Genomic DNA, 25,639 nt, shown 5'->3' with positions numbered 1-25,639 from the left:
GGGGGTCTCCTGGTTGATGTCTTAGGTGATGGGGGCCGGGTTGAACAGCACCAAAGCGTTGTGCAGCTTCCAATGCTCGGCCCAGGTCTTGCGGCCGCTGGCCACATCCAGCAGCATGCGAAAAAGCTCCCAACCGGCTTCTTCGATGGTGATCTCACCATCGGCAATGCGGCCAGCGTTCATGTCCATCAGGTCGTGCCAGCGGCGGGCCAGGTCGGTGCGCGTGGCCACCTTGACCACAGGACAAGCCTGCAAACCATAGGGGGTGCCGCGTCCGGTGGTGAACACATGCAGGTTCATGCCGGCCGCCAGTTGCAAGGTGCCGCAAATGAAGTCGCTCGCGGGGGTTGCGGCAAAGACCAAGCCCTTTTGATCGGCCTTGAGCTTGTCGCCCGGCGCCAGCACACTGGCAATCGCCGAGCTGCCGCTTTTGATGATGGAGCCCATGGCTTTTTCGGCGATGTTGGACAAGCCCCCTGCCTTGTTACCGGGCGTGGTGTTGGCGGTGCGGTCCACCCGGCCGCGTTCCAAATACTGGTCGTACCAGCCCAGCTCCCGAACAATGTCTTGGGCCACTTGGGGCGTGGCAGCACGGCTGGTGAGTTGCTCCACCGCATCGCGCACCTCGGTGTTTTCCGAAAACATCACGGTCCCGCCAGAGCGCACCACCAAATCGGCCATGAATCCCACCGCCGGGTTGGCCGTGACGCCCGAAAACGCATCGCTGCCACCACACTGCACGCCCACCACCAGCGCGCTCGCTGGCACGGTCTGGCGACGGCGTGCGTTCAGGCGTTCCAAGTGTGGACGGGCGCTTTGCACGATGTGGTCGATCATGGACATGAAGCCCACATGCGCATCATCTTGCAGGCACACCAAGTCTGGCCCTTGGTCTTTCTCTCGCCCATCATGAATCGGGAAGCTGCCCGGTGGCAGCAATCGCTCGGGTTGCAGCTTTTCGCAGCCCAAGCTCACCACCATCACCTCGCCGCCAAAGTTGGGGTTCAGGCTGATGTGGCGCAAGGTGCGGATCGGAATTTCAGCGCCCGGCGCGTCAATCGCCACGCCACAGCCATAGCTGTGCTCCAAGCCCACCACACCATCGACATTGGGAAACAGCGGCAACAACTCGCGCTCAATGCGCTCCACCGCGATCTTGACCACACCCGCCACACATTGCACCGTGGTGGTCAGCGCAAGCAAGTTGCGGGTGCCCACCGAGCCGTCGGCATTCACATAACCCTCGAAGCTGTAACCCTCCAGCGCTTCCTGCGGCGCGGGCTTGACGGTCGCCATGGGCAGGCCCTGCAGTTCTCGCGCAGGCGGGATGTCGAGCAAACGTTCGTGCACCCAACTGCCTGCGGGGATGTCTTGCCGCGCATAGCCCACGGGCACGTTGTAGCGCATGACTGCTTGGCCCTTGACCACATCTACCAAAGCCACCTTATGACCTTGTGGCACTTTGTCCAACAGGACCAAGCCCGAATCCAGCAAAGTGCCAGCAAGCAAACCGCCATTGTTCACAACGATGGCCACGTTATCTGCTGTGTGCATTCGCACCACACGCGGCGTCTCAGAGGCTGCGTTGTTGTTCATGCCAAGACCTCCACCCAGTTGGGGCCTTGCCCCACGGGAAGGCGTTGCTGCAAGCGCAATTGACCTGTGGCCGTGTCAATGACAAAGCAACTCAAATGGTGCGACAACTGGCCAACCACCAGCAAATACCGTCCAGAGGGATCGATCGCAAAACCTCTGGGTTGGGTTTCAACTTGCGTGTGCGCCTGCAAACTCAGTCGACCGCTGGCTGCATCCACCGTCAAATGCGCCAAGGTGCTGGAGGTGCGCTCGCTGGCATACAAATAACGGCCACAGGGGGTCAGGTGCAAGTCGGCTGCCCAAGGCTTGCCCGCAAAGCATGGCGGCAAAATGCTCACCGTCTGAACGTGTTCCAAACTGCCCGTGCTGGCATGCCAGACCAAGACGTCCACCGTGCCATCCAGCTCGTTGAGCAGGTAAACAAAGCGACCGGCCGAATCAAACCGGAAATGACGGGGACCTGCCCCAGAACGGGCGGTCCATGAAGTCTGCCGACTCAAGTGACCTGTCTCGGCACTCCAAGCAAACACCATCAACTCCGCGCCCCCCAAGCTGGTAGCAAGCACATAACGATTGCAAGGCGAAGGCATGATCGCGTGGGCGTTCAGACCTGTTGGCACCAATTGCTGAACAGGGCCCACCCCATCCGGGCCCACCGGGCTGACCGTAAGTTGCGCCCCCTGGTAAGAAGCCGCCAGCAGATAACGGCCCGTGTGGTCGGTGCTGACATAAGCCATGCTGGCGGGCAAAGCGGCCTCGGCCATGACAGACAGGTCACGCGTGAACGGATCAATGGCCAGTGTGACCACCGACAAAGGATCGCTGCGCCGGGCCACATAAAGTTGGGTCTTGTCGGGGCTGATCGCCATGGGCATCAGGTTGCCACCCAGCTGCAAAGTGCTCTGAGCGGTCAAATGGGCACGGCCATCCATTCGCAACACCGACACCTCGCCACTGTCGGCGTTGGAGACATAGACATGCGCCGTATCAGCCGCTTGTTGCATGAATCACAAGCCCATGGTGCGTGGCAACCACAAGGACAACCAAGGCAAATAAGTCACCATCAGGAGCACCACAAACAGTGCCCCAAAAAACGGCATCATGGCTTTGGTCACTTCACCGATGCGCAATTTGGCCACCGCACTGCCGACAAACAAAACAGCACCTACCGGTGGCGTGATCAGACCGATCCCCAAATTGACCATCATGATCATGCCGAAGTGCACCGGATCAACACCCAAAAGTTTGACCACAGGCAGCAAGATCGGCGTCAAGATCAAGATCAAGGGTGACATGTCCATCAAGGTGCCCAAGACCAACAACAAAATATTGATCATGGCCAAAATCACGTATTTGTTGTCGGACAGATCCGTCAAGAGCGCCGTCACCTTCATCGGGATTTGCATCAAGGTCATGATGTAACCAAATGCGGCGGCAAAACCAATCAGGATCATCACAATGGTGACGGTCTTCACGGTGCGGTGCACCAGCTTAGGCAAGTCGCGCCACTTGTAATCGCGGTAGATGAACATGGTCACAAAAAACGCCCAGACCACCGCAATCGATGCAGACTCATTGGCGGTGAACACCCCCGACAAAATGCCGCCCAAGATGATCACCATGGTCATGAGGCCCCACAGTGCTTCGGCACAAATTTTCAGGGCCTGACGCAGAGGGATGACCTCACCTTTGGGGTAGCCATGTTTGTGGGCTTTGTACAGGCACAAAACAGCCAAAGTCAGACCCATCAGCAAACCTGGCAAGACGCCCGCCATGAACAGGGCGGCAATCGACACCGACCCCCCAGCCGCCAGCGAGTACAAAACGGCGTTGTGACTGGGTGGAATCAAAATGGCCTGCACCGAACCACTGACGGTGACCGCAGCGGCAAATGGGCGCGGATAGCCTTTTTTAACCATCTCCGGAATCAACACTGTGCCAACTGAAGCGGTATCGGCCACCGCTGAACCCGAAATGGCTCCAAAAAAAGTGGATGCCAAAATATTCACCAAGGACAAACCGCCCCGAATAAAACCCACCAAGACCCCGGCAAACGCCACCAGTCGGCGGGCCATACCCCCCTCGGCCATGATGGCTCCGGCCAACACAAAAAACGGAATCGCCAGCAGTGAAAATTTGTTCACGCCAGCGGCGATCTGGATCATCACGGCGTCCAGTGGAATATCAATCCACAAGGCGCCAATCAAGGCAGCCAAACCCAAGGCATAGGCAATAGGCACGCCGATCAACATCAGTCCAAAAAAACTGCCGATCAAAACAAACGCATCCATCAGTGCGCTCCCTCGGTCTGGACTTGGTCTTCTTCATAACGCATCAAATGACGGCTCTCTTGTGGGCCAATGATGCGGCGCTCCAGCACAAACAAAAACGTGATGGCCGAACCGATAGGCAGCGCCAGGTACGTCACGCCCACCGGCAGCCAGCTCAGCTCACTGATGCTTTGACCCATCGTGTTCATGCACAGGCGGATGCCATACCAGGTCACAAAACCACTGACCAACAACATGAGAGCATCGACCACCCAAGCCGATAACTGCCGCAAAACGGGTGGCATCACCTCCGTCAGCATGGAAACAGCGATGTGGGCATTGGCCCGAAATGCCGCTGCGCCGCCGATGAAGGTGAACATCATCATGAACAAAATCGCAATGGGCTCAGGCCATTGAGATCCTGTACCCAACACATAGCGCGAAAAAACGCCCCAGGGAATGATCAGGGACATGCACACAATCGCTGCACCTGCTACCCAGATACACGCCAGGTACACGGCGTCCAACACCCTGACACACAGATTTTTCATAAGGTCCTTCATGCAAACAACCCCGGCAAGTGCCAGGGTTGTTGTAAATGACTTGGCCAGCAGTCCTGGGTTGCGGCCAAGTACTCTTTACCTGACAGCAGCGATACGCCGCATCAAGTCGGCGTAAGGTGCACCGTATTTGGCACGCACCGGAGCTGTGGCATCAAAAAACGGTTTGTTGTCGATGTTGATGAACTCCACCCCTTCGGCCCGGAGCTTCACAACCGACTCCTCCACGGCCTTGTCCCACAGCACACGTTGTTCCATTTGCGCTTCACGGCCGAGCCTTTTGACCAGCGCCTGATCAGCCGCACTGAGCTTGTCCCACGTCACTTTAGACATGACCAGGATTTCAGGAATGATCAGGTGATTGGTCTGCGTATAGAACTTGGCGCCAGCCTTGAAGTGATTGGCCGTCAACAAGCTGGGTGGATTGTTCTCGGCACCGTCCACCACACCCGTTTGAATGGCAGAGAACACTTCGCCGAAACCCATAGAGATGCCGTTGCCACCCATGGCATTCATGGTGTCGACAAACAAGGGGTTACCCATCATGCGGATTTTTTGGCCCTTCAGGTCTTCAGGCTTGCGCACCGGTTTTTTGGTGTAAAGACTGCGTGAACCGCCATCCATCCAAGCCAATCCCACCAACCTGGCGGAAGAGGCCGAAATTTTGTCCAGCAATTCCTGACCGATGGGGCCGTCGATCACGGCGCGCATGTGCGGGATGTCACGGAACACAAAGGGCATGTTGAAAACGTTCACCTCTGGCACCACCGGACCGACCGGGCCCAGCGATGTGCGCAATATTTGAATCGCACCGACCTGGGTCTGCTCGATCATTTCTTTTTCACCGCCAAGCACACTGCCAGGGAACATCTGGAACTTGAAGCGCCCGTTGGTGGCGGCCTCCATTTTCTTGGCCATGCTCTCTACCGCCACCACCGTCGGGTAGCCTGGAGGGTGCACATCGGCTGCCTTGAGCACCGTTTGTGCGGAGGCCATGCATGCCACTGCCGATAAAGCCGTGGCCAAAACAGTTTGAATCCAAATTCTGCGTTCAATCATTTGTCATGTCTCCTCTGCGATGTATCGCCAGATCTTGTTGGTAAGTTTGATCAATGAAACGACTGGCCCAATATCGCGCTGAATCTGCTACATTCAATTCAACACATCATCAGTTGTCGTACATCCATGTTAGCACTGCCTCCTGTCTTCTCACCCATGGTTTACCCCAATGCTTGAACCCCGCCGCAAGACCAGAACCCTGTCCGCCGAACTGGCCGACACGCTCGGCCAACGCATTCGCAATCAGGAATACCCCCCCGGCACCAAGCTGCCCAAAGAAATGGACATCATGAACGAATTCGGCGTCAGCCGCACCGTTGTTCGTGAAGCCATTTCACATTTGCAGGCGGCAGGCATGGCAGAAACACGGCATGGCATTGGCACTTTTGCGTTGCTGCCAGAAGACAACGGATTGTTCAGGGTGCACCCCGACCAAATCAGCACTTTGCGGGACACGATTGCCCTGCTCGAGTTGCGCATTGGCCTGGAAACCGAAGCAGCGGCACTGGCCGCGACGCGCCGCACGGAGGAGAATCTGGCCAAAATGCAGCTGGCACTGACCGCATTCAAAGCTTCCATTGAGGCGGGACAAAATGCCGTGCAGGCCGACTTTCAGTTCCACACAGAAATCGCTTTGGCCACGCAGAACAACCACTTCATCCAGTTCATGGCCTTGCTCGGTGAGCGGGTGATTCCGCGATCACGCCTGAGCCCATCTAACGACCTCACACCCGCAAGGCAAGCCTACTTGCAGCGTGTTCATCTTGAACATGAAAGCATTTTCAACGCCATCCTGCACCAGGACGTGGATGCAGCACGAGCAGCCACCAGAACACACCTGTCGAACAGCCGCGAACGTCTGCGCATGGGAGAAATCAATGCCAAGTGAACGTCTCCAAAAGGATCATTCAGGGTAAACCCACCCTATTGAATGCAAAGCAAGTTGTATGATGTCATCTGACTGAACTCTTGGATGCGTCATACGATGGTCAAGCCCCACACCATACCCACTGTTGCCCGCATGCAGGTGATTCCCGTGGCGGGCCACGACGGCATGCTGCTCAACCTGAGCGGCGCGCACGGTCCGTTTTTCACCCGCAACATCGTCATCCTGACCGACTCATCGGGCCACACAGGTCTGGGCGAAGTGCCCGGTGGCGAAAAAATCCGCCAGACCCTCGAAGACGCCCGCCCCCTGATCGAAGGGCAGTCCGTGGGGGACTACAACCGCCTGCTCAATGCCATGCGCCAGCAATTTGCCGACCGCGACAGCGGCGGCCGGGGCCAGCAAACCTTTGACCTGCGGATCACCATCCATGCCGTCACCGCCGTCGAAAGCGCCCTGCTGGATTTGCTGGGCCAGCACCTGAACGTGCCCGTGTGCGCCCTGCTGGGCCAAGGCCAGCAGCGCACGCGTGTGCAAATGCTGGGCTATCTGTTTTATGTGGGTGACCGCAACCAAACAGACCTCGCGTACAAGAGCGAGCCAGACCAGGCCGACGACTGGCTGCGCCTGCGCCACGAAAAAGCCATGACCGCCGAGGCTGTGGTGCGCCTGGCCGAAGCGGCGCAGGCCCGTTACGGCTTTCAGGACTTCAAACTCAAGGGTGGCGTGTTGCGTGGTGAAGAAGAAGTCGAAGCCATCGTGGCTTTGCATGAACGCTTTCCCAAGGCGCGCATCACCCTCGACCCCAACGGCGGCTGGTTGCTCAAGGACGCCATTCGCCTCTTGCGCGACCACCGCAGCACCATGGCCTATGCCGAAGACCCCTGCGGAGCCGAAGGCGTGTTCTCGGGCCGCGAGGTCATGGCTGAATTCCGACGCGCCACGGGCTTGCTGACGGCAACCAACATGGTGGCCACCGACTGGCGCGAGATGGCCCACAGCATCCAACTGCAGTCGGTCGACATCCCGCTGGCCGACCCGCATTTCTGGACGCTGCAAGGCTCGGTGCGCGTGGCGCAGTTGTGTCAGATGTACGACTTGACTTGGGGCTCGCACTCCAACAACCATTTCGACATTTCTCTGGCGATGTTCACCCAGTGCGCTGCGGCAGCACCCGGCAAAGTAACGGCGATTGACACGCACTGGATTTGGCAAGACGGCCAGTTCCTCACCAAAGACCCGCTGCAAATCAAGGACGGTTACGTCGATGTGCCCGCCAAACCCGGCTTGGGCATCGAGGTGGACATGGACGCGGTGATACAAGCGAACCAGCTCTACCAACAACACGGCCTGGGTGCACGTGATGACGCCATCGCCATGCAATACCTGATCCCCGGTTGGAAATTCAACAACAAAATGCCTTGCATGGTGCGCTGAGCACCCGGGCGATTCACCTCAAAGGAAACACCATGAAACTCGGATTCATTGGCTTGGGCATCATGGGCGTGCCCATGGCCGGCCACTTGCTCGCGGGCGGCCACGAAGTCTTTGCTTTTTCGCGCAGCGGCGTGCCTGCTGCCGTGCTCGAACAAGGCGCCAAAGCCTGCGCCAGCCCGACCGAAGTTGCACGAAAAGCCGACATCATTTTCACCATGGTGCCCGACACCCCGCATGTAGAAGGCGTGCTGTTTGGCGAGCAAGGTGTGGCCAAAGGCCTCAGCACAGGCAAGACCGTGGTGGACATGAGCTCCATCTCGCCCATTGCCACCAAAGCATTCGCAGCCAAGATCAACGCACTGGGCTGCGAGTATCTGGATGCCCCGGTGTCCGGCGGCGAAGTCGGTGCCAAAGCCGCCAGCCTGACCATCATGGTCGGCGGCAGCGAGTCGACCTTCAACAAGGTGCAGCCGCTGTTTGCGCTGATGGGCAAGAACATCACCCTGATCGGTGACAACGGCAGCGGCCAGACCTGCAAAGTGGCCAACCAGATCATCGTGGCGCTCAACATCGAGGCCGTGGGCGAAGCCCTGCTCTTCGCGGCCAAAGCCGGTGCCGACCCGGCCAAAGTGCGCCAAGCCCTGATGGGGGGCTTGGCCACCAGCCGCATTTTGGAGTTGCATGGCGAGCGCATGATCAAGCGCACCTTCAACCCGGGCTTCCGCATCGAGTTGCACCAGAAAGACCTGAACCTGGCGTTGGAAGGCGCCAAGGCCATGGGCCTGAGCCTGCCCAACACGGCCAACGCTCAGCAACTGATGAACACCTGCGTGGCGCACGGCGGCGCAGCTTGGGACCACTCCGGCATCGTGCGTGCACTGGAGATCGCGGCCAATTTCCAGGTTGCAGGCAACTGAACATCCCCATTCCTCTAAAGAGAAAAACACTATGGACATGCCCATCAACCATTTCAAACACGCCATCCAGTCCGGCCAAAAGCAAATTGGCCTGTGGTCGCACCTGTGCAGCAACATCAGCACCGAAATTTTGGCGCATTGCGGTTTTGACTGGCTGCTGCTGGACATGGAGCACTCCCCGAACGACCTCACGGAAATTGTGGCGCAATTGCAAGCCATGAAAGGCAGCCCCACCACGCCAATAGTGCGCCCACCGTGGAACGACATGGTGACCTTCAAGCGCTTGCTCGATGTCGGCGTGCAAACCCTGTTGGTGCCCTACATCCAGAACGAAGAAGAAGCCCAACAAGCGGTTTCCTACACCCGTTACCCGCCCCACGGCGTGCGCGGTTATGCAGGTGCGCCCCGCGCCAGCCACTATGGCCGGGTGAAGGGCTATGCCCAGCACAGCAGTGAAGAAATCTGCGTCTTGCTGCAGGTCGAAACCGTGCTGGGCCTGCAAAACATCGAAGCCATTGCCAACGTGGACGGCGTGGACGGCGTGTTCATCGGCCCCGGCGACTTGTCGGCGGCTTTGGGGCACTTGGGCAACCCCAAGCACCCCGAGGTGCTCAAGGTCATTGACGAGTCCATCGCACGCATCCGCGCCTGCGGCAAAGCGGCGGGCATCTTGACGGGCGACGAAGCCCTGGCCAAACACTATGTCGAGCAAGGCTGCCTGTTTGTGGCTGTGGGTGCCGACCAAAACGTGCTGCGCGACAGCGCCGCGGCCTTGGCTGGCCGATTCAAATCCTGAACAGGACACAAAACATGCTAAACACCCCCGCTTCCGTCATCCGATTCCCCCGCTTGTTGCTCACGGGCGCGGGCGGCAACTTAGGGCAAGTGTTGCGCCCTCGCCTGAGAGCCTACTGCGATGTGCTGCGCGTCAGCCACCGCCGTGAGCTCGACCCTGCAACAGCCGGAGAGGAAGTCCAACTCGCCGCCTTGGAAGACAAGGACCAGATGATGGCCTTGCTCGACGGCGTGAACGCCGTGGTGCACATGGGCGGCGTCTCGACCGAGCAGCCTTGGGACCCGATTTTGGCGGGCAACATCGTGGGCATGGTCAACCTGTACGAAGCCGCACGCCTGAAAGGCGTCAAGCGCATCGTGTTTGCCAGCTCCAATCATGTGACGGGTTTTTACAGGCAGGATGAAGTCGTCAACACCCGCATGCCTCCCAAGCCCGATGGCTTTTATGGCCTGTCCAAAGCGTTTGGCGAAGACCTGGCCCAGCTGTATTGGGACCGTTGGGGCATCGAAACCGTGAGCCTGCGCATTGGCTCGTCGTTTACAGAGCCGCGCGACCGCCGCATGCTGGCCACCTACCTCAGCTACGACGACCTGGAGCGCTTGGTGGTGGCCGCCCTCACGGCCCCCATCGTCGGGCACAGCATCATCTATGGCATGTCGGACAACCAGACCACATGGTGGGACAACACGCACGCCAAACACATCGGTTACCGGCCGCTGGATTCGTCCGATGTATTCCGCCCTGTCGTCGAAGCCCGCCAGCAAACCATCGACCAGCATGATCCAGCCGCCATTTACCAAGGCGGAGCCTTCGTCAAGGCCACGCCACACGGTTAAGCACACGCCCCCCAGCCTGCTCTGGGGGGCGAATACCCAGTAGCCCCACAATAAATTTCAAAGGGGCTGTCTCAAGTTTCACAGCGACCGGCAAGGCCTGCGGCTACGATGGGCGACTTTCAAAAATCGCTCTACCCCCAGCAGGAGACAAAAATGCCCGTTATCACCAACATCGAAGACCTGCGCGTTCTGGCCGAAAAGCGCGTGCCGCGCATGTTTTATGACTACGCCGACAGCGGCTCCTGGACCGAGGGTACTTACCGCGCCAACGAAAGCGACTTCCACAAGATCAAGCTGCGCCAGCGCGTGGCTGTGAACATGGAAAACCGCACCACCGCCACCCAAATGGTCGGCATCGACACCAAGATGCCCGTGTGCATCGCCCCCGTGGGTCTCACGGGCATGCAGCACGCCGACGGCGAAATGCACGCGGCCATGGCGGCAAAGAAGTTCGGCATCCCCTTCACCTTGTCGACCATGAGCATCTGCTCGATTGAAGACATCGCAGCGCACACCCAAGCGCCGTTTTGGTTTCAGCTTTATATGATGCGCGACCGCGAGGCCATGGCCCGCATGATCGACCGCTGCAAAGCCGCCAACGTGAGCGCCATGGTGCTCACACTCGACTTGCAGGTGATCGGCCAACGCCACAAAGACCTGAAAAACGGCCTGACCGCGCCCCCCCGCCCCACCATCGCCAACATCATCAACCTGATGACCAAGCCGCGCTGGTGCCTGGGCATGGCCGGCACCAAACGCCACACCTTTGGCAACCTGGTGGGCCACGTCAAAGCCGTGAGCAACATGAAGTCGCTGGCCTCGTGGACCAACGAGCAGTTTGACCCGACGCTGAACTGGGAAGACATCGCCTGGGTCAAAAAGCAATGGGGCGGCAAGCTGATCTTGAAGGGCATCATGGACGTGGAAGACGCCAAGTTGGCCGTGGCCAGCGGTGCCGACGCGATTGTGGTCAGCAACCACGGCGGCCGCCAACTCGACGGCGCACCCAGCAGCATCGAAGCCCTGCCAGCCATCGTGGCGGCAGTGGGCAATCAGATTGAAGTCTGGATGGACGGCGGCATTCGCAGCGGCCAAGACGTTTTGAAAGCCTGGGCACTGGGGGCAAAAGGCACGATGATTGGCCGCGCCATGGCCTATGGTCTGGGCGCCATGGGCGAAGAAGGCGTGACCAAGGCCCTGCAAATCATCCACAAAGAGTTGGACGTGACGATGGCCTTTTGCGGCCACACCAACATCCAGAACGTCAACACCAACATCTTGCTGCCGGGCACCTTTCCGAAGGCTTGAATGAGGGCTTCAGGGCCTGTCACCCACGCTATGCTTGCTGGGTGACCACCGCCCCTATTGCTCACCCCGTGCGCCGCATTGCCCACCTCGACATGGACGCGTTTTACGCGTCTTGCGAGTTGCTGCGCTACCCGCAGCTCAAGGGCCTGCCCGTGGTCATTGGCGGCGGCAGGCGAAAAGAAGACGACCTGCTGGGCAAGCTCCAAGCGGCCTACCCCGATGGCGAGTGGACCGAAGAGACGTTTGTCGAACGGCTGGACCGCATTCCGGTGGACTTTTTTCCGCGCATTGAGGGCTACACCGGGCGCGGCGTGATCACCACCGCCACCTATGCGGCGCGGCAGTTCGGCATTGGCTCGGCCATGGGCTTGATGAAAGCTGCCAAGCTGTGCCCACAGGCCATCTTGTTGCCGGTGGACTTTGAGCGCTACAGGCACTTTTCGCGCACCTTCAAAAGCACCATCACCGACATCGCCCCGGTCATGCAGGACCGGGGCGTGGACGAGGTCTACATCGACTTCACCGAGGTGCCCGGCGGCCAGCGTGAAGGCGGGCGCGTGCTGGCCCGGCTGATCCAGAAAAGCATTTTTGAAGCCACTGGGCTCACCTGCTCGGTAGGCGTGGCGCCCAACAAGCTGATCGCCAAAATGGCCAGCGAGTTCAACAAACCCAATGGCATATCCATCGTGCACGAGGCCGACCTGCAAACCCACATCTGGCCGCTGGCCTGCCGCAAGATCAACGGTGTGGGCCCCAAGGCCGATGAAAAGCTCAAGGGCTTTGGCATCCACACGATTGGCGATTTGGCGGCGCGTGAGCTGCCTTGGCTGATTGAAAACTTTGGCAAAAGCTATGGCGCATGGCTTCACGAAGCGGCTTGGGGGCGTGATGACCGTCCGGTGGAAACTGAGAGCGAACCCGTGAGCATGAGCCGCGAAACCACCTTTGAGCGCGACCTGCACGCGGTACGCGACCGCGCCGAGTTGGGTGCTGTGTTCACCCGGCTGTGCCAGCAGGTGGCGGCCGATCTGCAACGCAAAGGCTACGAAGGCAAAACCATCGGCATCAAGCTGCGGTACGACAACTTCCAGGCCGTGACACGCGACCAGACCCTGACCGAATACACCGCCGATGCCAAACAAATTCGGCAAATCGCGGGACAGTGCCTCAAACGCGTTGACCTGTCACGCCGCATACGGCTGCTGGGCGTACGGGTAGGGTCGCTGGTCAAAGCGGGGACAGCGCCTGCACCTTTGGCCTCTTACAGTGAAGCATCTGCCAACCCACCACCCCAAGTGAATGACCATGGACAAACTGAGCTGCTTTTCTTTGACGACTGAGGGCCACGTTGCCCACCTGGTGATGAACCGCCCCGAGGCGATGAACACCATGCACCCCACCTTTTGGCGCGAGCTGCACGAGGTGCTGACCGACATCCACAAAGCAGGCACCGCCCGGGCGCTGGTGATCTCGAGCACGGGCAAACATTTCAGCGCGGGCATGGACCTGCAAACCTTTGGCAGCGCCATCCAGATGGACGACAGCAGCGCCGAAGGCCGCGCGGCCGTGTACGACCTGCTGACCGACATGCAGCACACCTTCACCCTGCTCGAAGAACTGCGCATCCCGGTGATCGCGGCCATTCACGGCGGCTGCATTGGCGGCGCGGTGGACATGGTGACCGCCTGCTGCATGCGTTATGCCTCGGCCGATGCGTTCTTCTGCATCCAGGAAATCAACATCGGCATGGTGGCCGACGTGGGCACCTTGCAACGCCTGCCCAAGTTGCTGCCCATGGCGCTCGTCAAAGAACTGGCCTACACAGGCCGCCGCCTGAGCGCCGACAAAGCGCTGGCCCACGGCCTGGTGAACGAGGTGCTGCCCATCCACGAAGCCACCGTGGCCGCCGCCCTGCAAGCGGCCAAAGAGATCGCCAGCAAACCGCCCGTGGCCATCTGGGGCACCAAGCAAGTGCTGCACTACGCCCGCGACCACAGCACCGAAGACAGCCTGCGCCACATGGGCTGGCTGCAAGGCGCGATCTGGAGCAACGCCAATGTGCGCGAAGCCATCAGCGCCATGCAACAAAAACGCGAAGCCAAGTTTGCGCCGCTGCCAGCGCTCAAGGGGTTTCGGGAATTTGGTTGAGGGCTTAGCCAAGCCCCGTGCAAAGAATTGGATTACAACGGGGCAAACGGATTGAAAACCTCAAACCCCAGCGCCTGAAAGTCCGCCACATTCCTTGTTGCCACAGTCAGTCCATGCACTTTCGCCGTGGCGGCAATCATGGCGTCTTCGTAGAGCGTGTCTGACTTTCGGTGCATCAACTTTGCCCAAGCCGTGAAGGCTGCGGCGTCCATGGGTAAGACGTTGTACGCGCCTGCCACCAAGGCCAGCCAGTCTTCAATTTGCTGGGCCTTGGCTGGGTCTTGTTCTCGGGTCAGCTCAATGCCCGCTTGGATTTCCCCCAGCGTGACCGCCGACACGTAAAGCTGAGCGTCATCCAGCGATTCCAGCCAAGCCAGAACACTCCCATGCGGACGGGGCCTGCGCAACTCAGACACCACGTTGGTGTCCAGCATATAGCGCTGCGTCACAGCATCGGCTCCACTGGTCGACGTTTGGCTTGACCTCGCGGCAGTACGATCAAGTCGGTGCGGGCTTGGTCTGAGAGCAAAAGTTGCTTGAGCGATGGCCGAGCTGCCGACTGCATGCGCCGCCACTCCTGCACGGGCACCAGCACGGCGGCCTCAGTGCCGCGCCGGGTGACCATTTGCGGCCCCTCGACCAGACACGCATCCAAAAACTCACTGAACCGCGCTTTCGCGTCTTGTACTGGCCATGTATGCATCTCAGCCCCCTTAAACTAGTCAGCCATCTAGTCTGCTCATATTTTGTACCCCTGTCAAGGCAAACAGCGGTTGGCCATCCTTGGGCACTGGCACACTGGAGTCCAAACAAGTCTCAAACCCATGAAAATCTTCCACAACACCCGCCACGCCGAGCACGCAGGCCGCCAGGAAATGTTCCGGGGCCGCTTGGTTGATTGCCACGAGGTGCCGCAGCGCTTACAGCATGTGCTGGACGAACTGGCACGGCGGCCTGTGGGCACCTTGGTGCAGCCCGCAGCCGACCTGCCACTGGACGCCGCCTTGCGCCAAGTGCACAGCGCCGACTATCTGGACTTCTTGGCCCATGCTTGGCGCGACTGGGTGGCGCTGGACCCGGCCAATGCGGCGGTGGACGCACTGCCCTCGGTCTGGCCGCTGGCCGCCCGGCACGGCTTTCGCACCGATGTGCCGCCGCTCAACTTTGCGGCGAGGCTGGGGCAATACGCGTTTGACTCGGGCACGCCCTTGATGGCAGGCAGTTGGTCTGCCGCCCGCGAGGGCGCGGCCTGTGCGTTGGCCGCCGCGCAAGCGGTGCTGGGTGGCGAGCGTTTTGCCATGGCCCTGACCCGCCCACCGGGCCACCATGCAGGCCCCAACTACATGGGCGGTTATTGCTTCATCAACAACGCCGCCGTGGCCGCGCAGGCCCTGCGCGACGGCGGGCTGCAGCGCGTTGCCGTGCTGGATGTGGACTACCACCACGGCAACGGCACGCAAACCATCTTTTATGAGCGCAGCGACGTGTTCACCGCGTCCATCCACGGCGATCCGCGCACCGAGTACCCCTTCTTTTTGGGCCATGCCGACGAGCGCGGCGCGGGGGCTGCTGAGGGCTTCAACCTGAACCTGCCCCTGCCACGCGACACCGGGTTTGAAGCATGGTGGGCAACGCTGCAAACCGCCATACAAACCGAGGTGGCTACGCTGCGGCAGATTTGGGCGTGAACACGGTGAATGTGCTCGAAGGGCTGGGCAGCTGAACTGGCGTTCAGATTCTCCTTGGGTCTTGCAGTGCCATCGCGCCAATGAAGCCAATTTCCATGTGAGCTGATTAGCTAAACCCTCTTTTGTATCGACTCATAAATTTCAACGCTTGTCACCACGCCCAACGCTTCCTAAACTGACTGGAAAAAAAGGGAGGCACAGATGATGACCAAGTTAAGTAACACAAGTGTTACCATTGAGCCATGAAGCGCCGGCTCGAAGAATACGTCCGGGAGGATGGCAGCAACCCTTACCAAAAGTGGTTCAACGGATTGGATGCACAAGCGGCGGCCAAAGTCACTGTCGCCAAGGCCCGCCTGGAATTGGGGAACACCTCCAACTTGGAGTGGTTCAGAGGTATTGGTGAATACAAGATCGATTGGGGTCCGGGGTTCCGGATCTATCTGGCCAAAGAAGGTGATGCCTTGATCATTTTGTTCGGTGGCAGCACCAAGAAAGACCAGCAAAAGGCAATTGATCAGGCGGTCGTCCTGCATGATGAATACAAAGCCAGAAAGAAGGCCTTGGCAGTCAACAAAAAAGGAAAGTCAACATGACCTTGACGCGTGATTTCAGGCAAACCGTAGTCGAACGCGTGCAGCGTGATCCGGCTTTTGCCAAAGCATTGCTCGACGAAGCGGCCACGCTGTTTTTGAGCGGTGAGCCCGATTCGGCGCGATTGATCCTGCGCGATTTGGTCAACGCCACGGTGGGGTTTGAAGGCTTGGCCGAACTGACACAAAAACCCAGCAAGAGCCTGCACCGCATGCTTTCACCCAAAGGCAATCCCAGCATGGACAACCTGGCTGCCATCTTCGACGCCATCAGAAATTGGCTCAAAGTGACTTTCGATGTCCGCGTGGTCGAGTTGGCTTAAACCCAAAAAATGACCTGATAAGCACTCCGCAGGCCAGTGTCCAACTGGCCGCCTTTGATCCAGCCCCCCGCCACAGACCCTTTAGTTACACCCTCCGCACTCTTCAAGCCAAAAAACAGAGAACTTTCCATTAACATCCAAGCTCACTTTGTGAGCACCAAATGGGTCTTAATTGGAACGAAATCAAATCCAGGGCATTGCTTTTCAGCAAAACCTGGGCCGACGCCTGCAACGAAGACAGCCAGGCCAAGCCCTTTTGGATCGACTTCTTTGAAATCTTTGGCATCACCAACAAACGCGTTGCCACCTTTGAGCTTTACGTCAAAAAGCTGGGCGGCCAGCGGGGCTTCATGGACCTGTTTTGGCCCGGCATGCTGCTGGTCGAGCACAAGTCTCGCGGCGAAGACTTAGACGACGCTTTAGACCAAGCCCTGGGCTACCTGCACAACCTGCCCGAGCGCGACCTGCCCCAGCTGGTGGTGGTGTGCGACTTTGCCCGCTTTCGGGTGTGCCGACTGGCCTCAGGCAAGACCCACGAGACGGTCGAGTTTGAGCTCAAGCACCTGCACAAACACGTCAAGCTCTTTGGCCTGCTGGCGGGCTACAAGGTGCAAGACATACGTTCGGAAGACCCGGTCAACATCAAGGCCGCCGAACGCATGGGCCGCCTGCACGACGCCCTGAAAGCCAGCGGCTACAGCGGCCACGCGCTCGAGGTGCTGCTGGTGCGCCTGCTGTTTTGTTTGTTTGCCGACGACACGGGCATCTTTCAGCCCGCGCAATCGTTCAGAGACTTTGTCGAAGAACGCACCGCGCCCGACGGCTCGGACCTGGGGCCGCGCCTGGGGCAACTGTTTCAGGTGCTCAACACACACGAAAGCCAGCGCAGCAAAAACATCGACGAACAGCTGGGCCAGTTTGCCTACATCAACGGCCGCCTGTTTGAAGAAACCCTGCCCATGGCCGACTTCAGCACCGCCATGCGCGAAGCCCTGCTGGACGCCTGCGCGCTCGACTGGTCGGCCATCAGCCCAGCGATTTTTGGCAGCCTGTTCCAAAGCATCATGGACGAGAAGGCCCGCCGCAACCTGGGCGCGCACTACACGTCTGAGGCCAACATCCTCAAGCTGATCAAGCCCCTGTTTCTGGACGAACTGCACGCCGAGTTTGAGAGGGTGAAAGGCCACCGCAACAAGCTCTTTGAGTTTCACAAAAAGCTGCGCCAGCAAACGTTTTTTGACCCGGCCTGTGGGTGCGGCAATTTCTTGGTCATCAGCTACCGCGAACTGCGCGAGCTGGAGCTGAAGGTGCTGCGGGCCGACCACGAACTGAGCGCCCACAAAGGTCAGCTGACGGTGGACGTGCACGGCCTGATCGGCGTGAACGTGGACCAATTCTTTGGCATCGAGATCGAAGAGTTTCCGGCGCAAATTGCCCAAGTGGCCCTGTGGCTGGTGGACCACCAAATGAACCTGCGCGTGAGCGTGGAGTTTGGCCTGTACTTTGCCCGCATCCCGCTCAAAAGCTCACCGCAAATACGCCACGCCAACGCGCTGCGGCTGGACTGGAACGAGGTGCTGCCTGCGGAGCGGTGCAGTTATGTGTTGGGCAATCCGCCGTTCTTGGGATACAGCTACCAAAGCAAAGACCAAAAAGAAGATCTGGCTGCCGTGATGCACGGCATACACGGCGCGGGAGTTTTGGATTTTGTTTGTGGCTGGTACATCTTGGCCGCAAGGTATTGCCAAGGGAGTCAAACGCATGCTGCGTTTGTCTCGACCAACAGCATCACTCAAGGCGAACACGTGGCCGTGCTTTGGGGCGAGATGCAGCGCCTCGGCATGCACATCCACTTTGCCCACCGCACGTTCCAGTGGAGCAATGAAGCCAAAGGCAATGCTGCCGTGCATTGCGTAATCGTGGGTTTTGGCGCCGAAGACCAAGCCGTCAAAACCATTTACGAATACGAAGACATCAAGGGACTACCGCTTGCCGTCCCGGTGAAAAACATCAACCCGTATCTCGTAGATGCCCCGACAGTTTTCTTAGAAAAGCAGCGTTCACCACTTTTCACATCATCACAAATGACAAGAGGCAGCTCCCCAGTGGATGGCGGTAACTTGTTGATGAGCGATGCAGAAAAAGAAGCGCTCCTCGCTGTTGAACCCAAAGCAGCCAAATGGATTCGCCCGTATTTGATGGGCGATGAATTCATCAACAACATTGGCCGTTGGTGTTTGTGGCTGGTCAACATCCCACCAGCGGAACTTCGCGCCATGCCCCATGTTCTCAAGCGTGTTGAAGGTGTACGCGCCATGCGCGAAGCGAGCACCAAAGCCGCAACCGTGGCATTGGCCAGCACACCAACCCTGTTCGGTGAAATTCGCCAACCCAAATCAAAACGCTATTTGGCGATTCCAAAGGTTTCTTCCGAACGCCGCCAATTCATCCCCATCGGCTATCTGGACAGTGACGTCATCTGCGGCGACAAAATTTTCTTTGTCGACGACGCCTCACTGTTCACCTTTGGAGTGCTCACCAGCACGATGCACAACGCTTGGATGCGACAGACTTGTGGTCGTTTGGAAAGTCGATACAGCTACTCCAACACCATCGTCTACAACAACTACCCCTGGCCCGGCTTCGCTGGCGAGCCACTCAGCGACAAACACCGCACCGCCATCGAACAAGCCGCCCAATGCGTGCTCGACGCCCGTGCCCAATTCACAAGCTCGTCACTGGCCGACCTCTACGACCCGCTGACCATGCCCCCGGCCCTGCTCAAGGCACACCAAAAACTAGACACCGCCGTAGACGCCGCATACCAACCCAGCGGCGGCAAAAAGTCCTACACCTCCGACGCCGAACGCGTGGCCTTCCTGTTCGAGCTGTACCAGCGCATCACCAGCTTGCTGCCTGTGCCAGCAGCCAAGAAAACACCTAAATCCAAAGCCACAGAAAGATGATGAGCATATTGACCAAGAAAATTCACTGTGAAGATGCACACGACTACTTCAAGCAAGTCGAGCAAATGGGAATACGGAGCTGGGTTTACCGAGGCCACTCGCGCTTCGCTGACGATGGACCCAATAACTGGAAGCTGGAATCAAGCCTTGATCGTTTCCTTCGAAATCATCAAGGCAAAGCGATCCGCTCTTCAAGTCGGTATCCCAGAGAGCGCTCTCTGATTAATCGATTTCGCGGAGCTGCGCACATTCATCTTGGTCATCTTCCCGACGCAAGCGATAAGCTTACGTGGCTGGCGTTGATGCAGCATTACGGAAGCCCTACGCGGCTATTGGACTTCACATTCAATCCAGCTACTGCACTCTATTTTGCTTTGCGTGAATCCGGCAAGGGTCAGGGGCCGTACAGCATTCACGCGCTCCACTTAGATAGTGTTCGTGGACGAGCAAAAGCAGCACGCGAAAAGCTACCGCAGTATGCAAACAAAGCCCCGCCTTTCAACCCCAAAACAGAGGAATATGGAATTGGCACCGAAGCCGCAGCTGTTGATTTTGTGGGCTTCTTTGACGGCACCAAACTCAATCCAAGGCAGGAGGCCCAAGACGGCTTGTTTATGGTGCCGAGCCGCATCGACTTGGATATCGAAGATTGGCTGCAAAAGAATCTTGTTCCGGTGAAGACCATAAAACCACACAACACGCCCTGGGTCGAATTTGTCTTTGATAACGAAAAGGATAGCTATTACAAGGTAGTCAAGCAACTTGTACAGGCAGGGACAACGGCAAAGCGCTTATTTCCGGGACTTGAAGGAATCAGCGAGTCAATGAAGTATTCATGGCTCGAAGTCGCCAAGAATCTTGAACCGTTTGATCAATGATGTTGGCATCTATCTTTCATTGTCCCAGCGGCACATGCCTGCAAAGCGTGGACGAATCACCCACCAGCAGCAACTTGCGCCGAGCGCAGGTCATGCCCACGTTCATGCGGCGTATGTCGGACAGGAAGCCGATCTCGCCTTGGGGGTTGCTGCGCGTCAAGGTGATGGCAATGATGTCGCGCTCTTGGCCCTGAAACGAATCGACGGTGCCCACGCTGAGCCTGCGTTGCAGCAGCAGGTCGTTCAGCACGGCGCTGTCTTCGATGGCGTCTTTTAAATAGTTGATTTGGGCGCGGTACGGCGCGATCACGCCAATGGTCAGCGGGCGCTGGTCTGGTTCGGCGGGTTCGCCTGGTTCCGACAGTTGGGCCAGCAGCTGCGCCAGTCGCTACAGCAGCAAGTGGGCTTTTTCGGGGTTGGCCGTTGGTCGGCTTTCGGGAACAGCCAAAATTCACCTTTTGGTCGAACGAAAGTAGTGCATGGGCGTTTGTTGGTGTTGTCGTTTACCTGATGCAGTTAAAACACCCATTCAGAACTGGACTCGCTTACAGTTGCAAGGCTCAACAAACAATACAGATCACACCACACCTTTAACTACGCTCTATGAGATTTCTCAACCTACTTCTTCGTCACTTTTATTCGGCTGAAGTGACCACATCAGAAAGACAGCTGAGAAAAGACTTTGGCGAGTTTCCGCCAAAGCCACTGAGTGGTAAAGGCCTGACGGGCGAATTCACCACAATTAGGGTCCGTGGTATCGGTGAGCATATTCATAACGTGGTCATGACGAAGCGGATCGCGGAAGGTGCTGAAGACGAAGATTCACTGTCGACAACCATTAAAAATCTTATGCCTGATGACATTGCGAATTTGAAGCGCTATGTTGGAAGCAAGGGAATTGGCAGTAAAGCACTAATGTGGATTGCGTTGGGGGCGATATTTTTGGCAAGTACGCTTAGGCTTATTCGTATGGGCCCACAAGCAGCGACTTCACTTGGCTTCTTCGCGCCTTTACGAAAAGATGAATACGAGATAGTTATCAAGACCGGAAGGGTTGCTAAAAAACAGCTGAACGCAGCTTCAATGATCTCGCACGAGCACATCCACTTGCTACAGCACAAAGAGGAGCACATCACTAGCTACAGCCGTTTTGTAACTTGGTCAGATGACCAACTGTTTACCGAATCAGCCCGGTCGAACGCGATGCTCCCTCACCTCAAATACATTCTTGAAAGGCATGAGGTTGAGGCACGGTTGCACGAACTGGTGGTGTCTTTCTACCGCATCCACAAAAATTTGCCGCTCAGCTTTCCAAGCTTTTTGGCATTACTCGCAGCCAGTAAACAGCTAGGCTGGCTTGTGACCGGATTGCTGACATTAGCGCATATTGAAATTGACCCACCATTCATTGAGTTCGATGAGAGAGACAAGATGCAGGCTAGAGATCTCGAGATGGTTTTGCTCAGCATGCCTGACGAGCTAGTTGTTCGATTCATCACCGAAGTACTGCCTGTCATGTACGGCAACTTGCTCAAGTACTACGGTGATGATGCTGTAAGTCAGAATTTTCAGTCCAAAATTTCAAGACCAAACTTCTACGATCAACTTTACTCTTTGCCGCCAAGTTTCTCTTTTGAAACCGGTTCCGTTTGAAAGCAAAAATGGTATCGATGATCCTAAGATTGAAAAAATCTTTGTGATTTCGCCACAAGTATGAACATTATTAGCACTTGGGTAAGTTCAACGTCCACAACCGCATTCTGTAACTTCTGAGCAATGGCAAAAATTTATCCTGATCTTGCAAACATTAACAGACTGACAGTGCCACCCACCGACGGCGAACGTCATTTGCTCATGGTCTTAAAGGACATGCTCGATGACTCTTACGATATTTACTTTAACCCATACCTCGACGGCGATCGGCCCGACATCATCGTGCTTAAACCTGGGTGCGGCGCATTGATTATTGAAGTCAAAGATTGGAATCTTAATAATCATCGGGTCGACATCAATAGTCGATGGTTCTATGATGACAAGGTAATTCGCTCGCCACAGCAACAGGCGTTCCGTTACAAGGAAAATCTTTTCAACTTGCACCTCCCAGTTCTTGGACTTCAACACCTCAATAATCGTAACTTCTACAAACTAATCACGGTCGGTGTTTACTTCCACTGTGCAACCCGAGATCAGCTCAAGTTCCTATACAGCACTGCACTTGATGAGGTTCGTGACCGGGTCCTGAAGCTAAATAAAGATAGACTGCATATTGGACAAATGCAATATGACAAACAAATGGATTGGTGCGACCGCGCACGCTACAAGTTGGACCGTGACCTGGCTATGTCATGGGGTGTAGATAATCTCATCAGGAAAATTCGTTTGCTCGACAAATTAAATGCGAGCATTCTGTTCACCCCTGAAATTCAAGAGGATTTTGAGCGAAGACTGCGCCCCCCCGTGCATACCCAGCAACAAGGAATCGTATTACCATTCGACGCAAAGCAGCTGGCTCTTACCGAAAGCCAGCCAGGCTTTGCAAAGGTCAAAGGAGTGGCAGGCTGCGGCAAAACTACCGTCCTTGCGCAACGGGCAATCAATGCCCACAAGCGCCATCAGGGCCAGGTCCTGATACTGACTTACAACATCACTCTGCGTCACTACATTCGGGACACAATTAGTCGCCTTCGCGGCGGCGATCAAGATCGCTACGAAATAATCAACTACCACGCCTTTATCAGTAGCCAGTTGAACAACTGCGGTATCGAGCTGTCCTCAAAACTTGAAAATCTCTCCGATTCCCGACGTGCCGACCTAGACTTTGTATACGGCATGAAGAGTCTGTTTGCTGGCGTCGAAACCGAAAAGTACCGAACGATTCTTATCGACGAAGTTCAGGATTACTTACCCGACTGGATTAAGCTAGTTCGTGATTTCTTCTTAGCTGACGATGGCGAGATGGTGATGTTCGGCGATCAGTCTCAAAACATCTACAACCGATCAAATGACAGCCGCGAATCCCCGATCGTTCTTGGTTTCGGTAGTTGGATCAAACTTAAAAAATCCTATCGCTCCGATGGCGACTCGCCACTACTCCAGTTGTTCAATCGCTTCCAGAGGAGGCATCTTATCGAGAAGTACCCAGACTTAGATTTTGTCGAAGAAAAGTCTACCCAGACCAGCATGAATCTAGACCTTCTGATATACGAAACCTATGGCAAGGCATTCGACCCAGTAAGCATCATCCAGAAGATTCAACGGTACATCAGTAAATTCCAGCTCCATCCAAACGACATCGCTATCGTTAGTTCAAAAGTCGAATGGCTTATGCCATTGAATGAGGCGCTGAAACAGACTGAAAAAACAAAAGTCATGTTTGAAGACGCGTCGGAACTTGATTTACTTTCAGGAATTGCCGAGAGAGGCTCACTGCAGTTTCAAGAAGGGATCAAAACGATCAGGCGGCGAAAGAAGGCATTCTTTATGCAGAATTCTGGCCTCATCAAGCTATCTACAACCCATAGCTTCAAAGGGCTCGAGGCCCAAACTGTGTTTTGCATTATTGCGCCTGAAGATGATGCGGAGATGGTTTACACAGGGATTACACGCACTCGAAGGAATTTAGTGATATTTGACTCTTCTGCGAGCAGGTTCTGCTCCTTCTTCAAGGAACATCTTGCTAGTGAGATATAAATCAAGTTATTGATGCAGGCATCAGCGTTCAGGAAGAACGTTCAATTCACTAGATTCCAGCACAAACTGCAACAAAGCGTGGCGGAATCGCCCACCGATAATGGCTTGCGCAGGGCGCGGGGCATGCCCACATTCATGCGGCGGATGTCAGACAGGAAGCCGATCTCGCCTTGGGGGTTGCTGCGCGTCAAGGTGATGGCAATGATGTCGCGCTCTTGGCCCTGAAACGAATCGACGGTGCCCACGCTGCGCCTGCGTTGCAGCAGCTGGTCACGCAGCCGTCAAAGGCTCCATGCGCACCACGGCACGCGCTCCCACGGCGCTGGCAAAGCGTTGGACTGTTCGCATGGATGGCGTGCCCCTGCCACTTTCGATGCGTGCCACCACGCTTTGAGTCGTGCCCATTCGCGCGGCCACATCGCCTTGCGTCAGGCCCGCTTTCATACGCGCTGCAATCAGTTCACGGGCCAGCTCAAACTCCGGTGCTTGTGCGTCATAGGCTTGGCGAACGGCGGGGTTGGCCAGCAGTTGGGCTTTCACGTCTTTCAGGCTTTTCACGTCGATTCCTCCAGGCGTTTCAATGCGGTTTCAATCGCGCTTCGTGGTGTGGTCTGTGTCTTTTTCACAAACACATGCAGCACCAGCAAAGTGCGCCCCTGAACGGCGGCGTAAACGGCACGGGCAATGCCATCGCGGCCCGTCATGCGCATTTCCCACAGCTTGCTTTCCAATGGCCGTATGTGCGGCAAGCCCACACGCTGCGGTCCTAGCTCTTCCAGCATTTCACCGATGTGCAAAAACCGGGCTTGCATGTCGGCGGGGATGGTCTGCAATTCACGCTCTGCCAGTGGATGCAGGGTCACAGTCCACTGGAGTTCGAGTATAGCCTTTTTGCTATCTTTGGCTTTTTCATGCAGCTCCCCTAGGTCTCGCTTTATCCATGCCGTGTCAGCATGCAGTCATTTTTTATGCATTAGCTTAGCGTGACAACCTCCGCAATGGCAATGCCCGATTCACGTCTGTTTGCCCATCTCATGCGCACCACGACACACGCACCCACAGCGCGGGCATTGCGCTAGACCGTTCGCTGAAGTACAGACTTTGGAGGGCTGACAACGCAGACTGCATGCAAACCTTGGCTTGAGGCCAGGCCCCAGGTGCCGTACTCTGCGGCACTGTCAGCGCACTGCCCATGGGGCCAGGTCCCGCCGTCATGGTGTCAACGCCAACAAATAGGAATTTGCATGCAAGCTCGTCACACCCCGCTCAAGCTGACCAGCGCCAGCCTGGAGGAACTTGTTGGGTTGCACGCCCGGCCCTGTCTGTCTCTGTACATGGGCACCCACCGCAGTCACCCCGATAACCAGCAAGACCCGATCCGTTTTCGCCATCTGGTTGGCGCACTGAAGACATCTCTGCACCACCAAGCGCCCGATGCACTGCGCGCCCTCATTGCGCCATTTGAGGCTTTGGAAAACGACCACGCCTTTTGGGAGCACACGCTCGACGGGCTGGTGGTGATGGGGGCGACTGATTTTTTCCGCATCTACGTGTTGCCCAGACCGGTGGCCGACTTGGCGGTGGTGGCCGACAGCTTTCACACCCAAGCTTTGCGACAATTTTTGCAATCGGTTGAGCGTTACCAAGTCTTGGCTTTGAGCTTGAACAAGGTGCAACTGTTCGAAGGC

Annotated in this window: 25 protein-coding genes and 2 pseudogenes; 16 read left to right on the top strand and 11 right to left on the bottom strand. The window is 57.0% G+C overall.

Going from position 1 to position 25,639, the window contains the following annotated elements:
- Positions 1-21: 21 nt before the first annotated feature.
- The 5 genes from garD to ABWQ00_RS02030 all read right to left on the bottom strand — a co-directional run bounded on the left by garD (position 22) and on the right by ABWQ00_RS02030 (position 5,422).
- Positions 22-1,596 carry a galactarate dehydratase gene (gene garD / locus ABWQ00_RS02050; protein ID WP_353237002.1) on the bottom strand — a complete coding sequence of 525 codons (1,575 nt, stop codon included), beginning with the start codon at positions 1,594-1,596 and terminating at the stop codon, positions 22-24.
- Positions 1,593-2,600, bottom strand: a complete 1,008-nt coding sequence (locus ABWQ00_RS02045) for a lactonase family protein (protein WP_353237001.1) — start codon at positions 2,598-2,600, stop codon at positions 1,593-1,595. Before ABWQ00_RS02045 ends, garD begins: the two co-directional genes overlap by 4 nt.
- Positions 2,601-2,603: 3 nt before the next feature.
- On the bottom strand, positions 2,604-3,887 hold the full coding sequence (locus tag ABWQ00_RS02040) for a TRAP transporter large permease (RefSeq protein WP_353237000.1): 1,284 nt from the start codon (positions 3,885-3,887) through the stop codon (positions 2,604-2,606).
- On the bottom strand, positions 3,887-4,417 hold the full coding sequence (locus ABWQ00_RS02035) for a TRAP transporter small permease (RefSeq protein ID WP_353236999.1): 531 nt from the start codon (positions 4,415-4,417) through the stop codon (positions 3,887-3,889). Before ABWQ00_RS02035 ends, ABWQ00_RS02040 begins: the two co-directional genes overlap by 1 nt.
- Before the next feature lie 87 nt (positions 4,418-4,504).
- Positions 4,505-5,422 carry a TRAP transporter substrate-binding protein gene (locus ABWQ00_RS02030; RefSeq protein WP_353236998.1) on the bottom strand — a complete coding sequence of 306 codons (918 nt, stop codon included), beginning with the start codon at positions 5,420-5,422 and terminating at the stop codon, positions 4,505-4,507.
- Between the two features lie 232 nt (positions 5,423-5,654).
- On the opposite strand from ABWQ00_RS02030, the gene ABWQ00_RS02025 reads away from it, so the two are divergent.
- The 8 genes from ABWQ00_RS02025 to ABWQ00_RS01990 all read left to right on the top strand — a co-directional run bounded on the left by ABWQ00_RS02025 (position 5,655) and on the right by ABWQ00_RS01990 (position 13,813).
- Positions 5,655-6,374 (top strand): FadR/GntR family transcriptional regulator, encoded by a 720-nt coding sequence (locus ABWQ00_RS02025; protein WP_353236997.1) that lies wholly within the window; start codon positions 5,655-5,657, stop codon positions 6,372-6,374.
- A gap of 84 nt (positions 6,375-6,458) precedes the next feature.
- Complete coding sequence (gudD, locus tag ABWQ00_RS02020; RefSeq protein WP_502908056.1) at positions 6,459-7,808, top strand: glucarate dehydratase; 1,350 nt, start codon at positions 6,459-6,461, stop codon at positions 7,806-7,808.
- Positions 7,809-7,840: 32 nt separating this feature from the next.
- Positions 7,841-8,725, top strand: coding sequence for a 2-hydroxy-3-oxopropionate reductase (locus tag ABWQ00_RS02015; RefSeq protein WP_353236996.1), 885 nt, complete (start codon positions 7,841-7,843; stop codon positions 8,723-8,725).
- Positions 8,726-8,756: 31 nt separating this feature from the next.
- Positions 8,757-9,521 (top strand): HpcH/HpaI aldolase family protein, encoded by a 765-nt coding sequence (locus ABWQ00_RS02010; protein ID WP_353236995.1) that lies wholly within the window; start codon positions 8,757-8,759, stop codon positions 9,519-9,521.
- A 14-nt stretch (positions 9,522-9,535) separates the two neighbouring features.
- Entirely contained in the window at positions 9,536-10,357 is an 822-nt protein-coding gene (locus ABWQ00_RS02005) for an NAD-dependent epimerase/dehydratase family protein (protein WP_353236994.1), read from the top strand.
- A 153-nt stretch (positions 10,358-10,510) separates the two neighbouring features.
- The gene (locus ABWQ00_RS02000; RefSeq protein ID WP_353236993.1) at positions 10,511-11,665 is read left to right on the top strand and encodes an alpha-hydroxy acid oxidase; all 1,155 of its coding nucleotides are present in this window, start codon (positions 10,511-10,513) and stop codon (positions 11,663-11,665) included.
- 92 nt (positions 11,666-11,757) lie between these two features.
- Entirely contained in the window at positions 11,758-13,005 is a 1,248-nt protein-coding gene (dinB, locus tag ABWQ00_RS01995; RefSeq protein WP_353237210.1) for a DNA polymerase IV, read from the top strand.
- Entirely contained in the window at positions 12,971-13,813 is an 843-nt protein-coding gene (locus ABWQ00_RS01990; RefSeq protein ID WP_353236992.1) for an enoyl-CoA hydratase-related protein, read from the top strand. The genes dinB and ABWQ00_RS01990 overlap by 35 nt, the downstream gene beginning before the upstream one ends.
- A gap of 32 nt (positions 13,814-13,845) precedes the next feature.
- Here the strand turns inward: ABWQ00_RS01990 and ABWQ00_RS01985 are convergent, their stop codons facing one another.
- Together ABWQ00_RS01985 and ABWQ00_RS01980 are read right to left on the bottom strand one after the other, a co-directional pair.
- The gene (locus ABWQ00_RS01985; RefSeq protein ID WP_353236991.1) at positions 13,846-14,247 is read right to left on the bottom strand and encodes a type II toxin-antitoxin system VapC family toxin; all 402 of its coding nucleotides are present in this window, start codon (positions 14,245-14,247) and stop codon (positions 13,846-13,848) included.
- A gap of 11 nt (positions 14,248-14,258) precedes the next feature.
- Positions 14,259-14,516, bottom strand: a complete 258-nt coding sequence (locus ABWQ00_RS01980; protein WP_353236990.1) for a type II toxin-antitoxin system Phd/YefM family antitoxin — start codon at positions 14,514-14,516, stop codon at positions 14,259-14,261.
- A gap of 121 nt (positions 14,517-14,637) precedes the next feature.
- Here ABWQ00_RS01980 and ABWQ00_RS01975 point away from each other — a divergent pair.
- The 5 genes and pseudogenes from ABWQ00_RS01975 to ABWQ00_RS01955 form a co-directional block, all read left to right on the top strand.
- Positions 14,638-15,462: pseudogene (locus tag ABWQ00_RS01975) on the top strand (arginase family protein); the annotation flags it as partial.
- A gap of 281 nt (positions 15,463-15,743) precedes the next feature.
- Entirely contained in the window at positions 15,744-16,097 is a 354-nt protein-coding gene (locus ABWQ00_RS01970) for a type II toxin-antitoxin system RelE/ParE family toxin (protein WP_353236989.1), read from the top strand.
- A complete protein-coding gene (locus ABWQ00_RS01965) occupies positions 16,094-16,417 on the top strand; it encodes a helix-turn-helix domain-containing transcriptional regulator (RefSeq protein ID WP_089954755.1) in 324 nt (107 codons plus the stop codon). The genes ABWQ00_RS01970 and ABWQ00_RS01965 overlap by 4 nt, the downstream gene beginning before the upstream one ends.
- Positions 16,418-16,578: 161 nt before the next feature.
- Entirely contained in the window at positions 16,579-19,383 is a 2,805-nt protein-coding gene (locus ABWQ00_RS01960) for a DNA methyltransferase (protein ID WP_353236988.1), read from the top strand.
- Positions 19,383-20,261: an FRG domain-containing protein gene (locus tag ABWQ00_RS01955; RefSeq protein WP_353236987.1), complete on the top strand. Its 879-nt coding sequence runs from the start codon at positions 19,383-19,385 to the stop codon at positions 20,259-20,261. The genes ABWQ00_RS01960 and ABWQ00_RS01955 overlap by 1 nt, the downstream gene beginning before the upstream one ends.
- Before the next feature lie 16 nt (positions 20,262-20,277).
- Here ABWQ00_RS01955 and ABWQ00_RS01950 read toward each other — a convergent pair whose 3' ends face one another.
- Positions 20,278-20,634 (bottom strand): AAA domain-containing protein, encoded by a 357-nt coding sequence (locus ABWQ00_RS01950; protein ID WP_353237209.1) that lies wholly within the window; start codon positions 20,632-20,634, stop codon positions 20,278-20,280.
- A 230-nt stretch (positions 20,635-20,864) separates the two neighbouring features.
- Between ABWQ00_RS01950 and ABWQ00_RS01945 the strand changes: the two genes are divergently transcribed.
- Both ABWQ00_RS01945 and ABWQ00_RS01940 read left to right on the top strand, forming a co-directional pair.
- The gene (locus tag ABWQ00_RS01945; RefSeq protein WP_353236986.1) at positions 20,865-21,914 is read left to right on the top strand and encodes a hypothetical protein; all 1,050 of its coding nucleotides are present in this window, start codon (positions 20,865-20,867) and stop codon (positions 21,912-21,914) included.
- A 168-nt stretch (positions 21,915-22,082) separates the two neighbouring features.
- Positions 22,083-23,951, top strand: a complete 1,869-nt coding sequence (locus tag ABWQ00_RS01940) for a nuclease-related domain-containing DEAD/DEAH box helicase (RefSeq protein ID WP_353236985.1) — start codon at positions 22,083-22,085, stop codon at positions 23,949-23,951.
- 41 nt (positions 23,952-23,992) lie between these two features.
- Here ABWQ00_RS01940 and ABWQ00_RS01935 read toward each other — a convergent pair whose 3' ends face one another.
- From ABWQ00_RS01935 to ABWQ00_RS01925, 3 genes are read right to left on the bottom strand one after another with little or no spacing between them, the layout of a single operon-like run.
- Positions 23,993-24,196, bottom strand: coding sequence for an AAA domain-containing protein (locus ABWQ00_RS01935; RefSeq protein ID WP_353236984.1), 204 nt, complete (start codon positions 24,194-24,196; stop codon positions 23,993-23,995).
- A 25-nt stretch (positions 24,197-24,221) separates the two neighbouring features.
- Entirely contained in the window at positions 24,222-24,509 is a 288-nt protein-coding gene (locus tag ABWQ00_RS01930) for a helix-turn-helix domain-containing protein (RefSeq protein WP_090142105.1), read from the bottom strand.
- Entirely contained in the window at positions 24,506-24,784 is a 279-nt protein-coding gene (locus ABWQ00_RS01925; RefSeq protein ID WP_353236983.1) for a type II toxin-antitoxin system RelE/ParE family toxin, read from the bottom strand. The genes ABWQ00_RS01930 and ABWQ00_RS01925 overlap by 4 nt, the downstream gene beginning before the upstream one ends.
- Positions 24,785-25,195: 411 nt before the next feature.
- Between ABWQ00_RS01925 and ABWQ00_RS01920 the strand changes: the two are divergent.
- Positions 25,196-25,639, top strand: a pseudogene (locus tag ABWQ00_RS01920) (hypothetical protein); the annotation flags it as partial.

The sequence above is a fragment of the Limnohabitans sp. genome (genome assembly GCF_040400975.1).
GTDB lineage: Bacteria > Pseudomonadota > Gammaproteobacteria > Burkholderiales > Burkholderiaceae_C > Limnohabitans_A.
The sequence above is the reverse complement of the archived record's forward strand: the minus strand, read 5'-3'. Positions and strand labels throughout refer to the sequence as shown.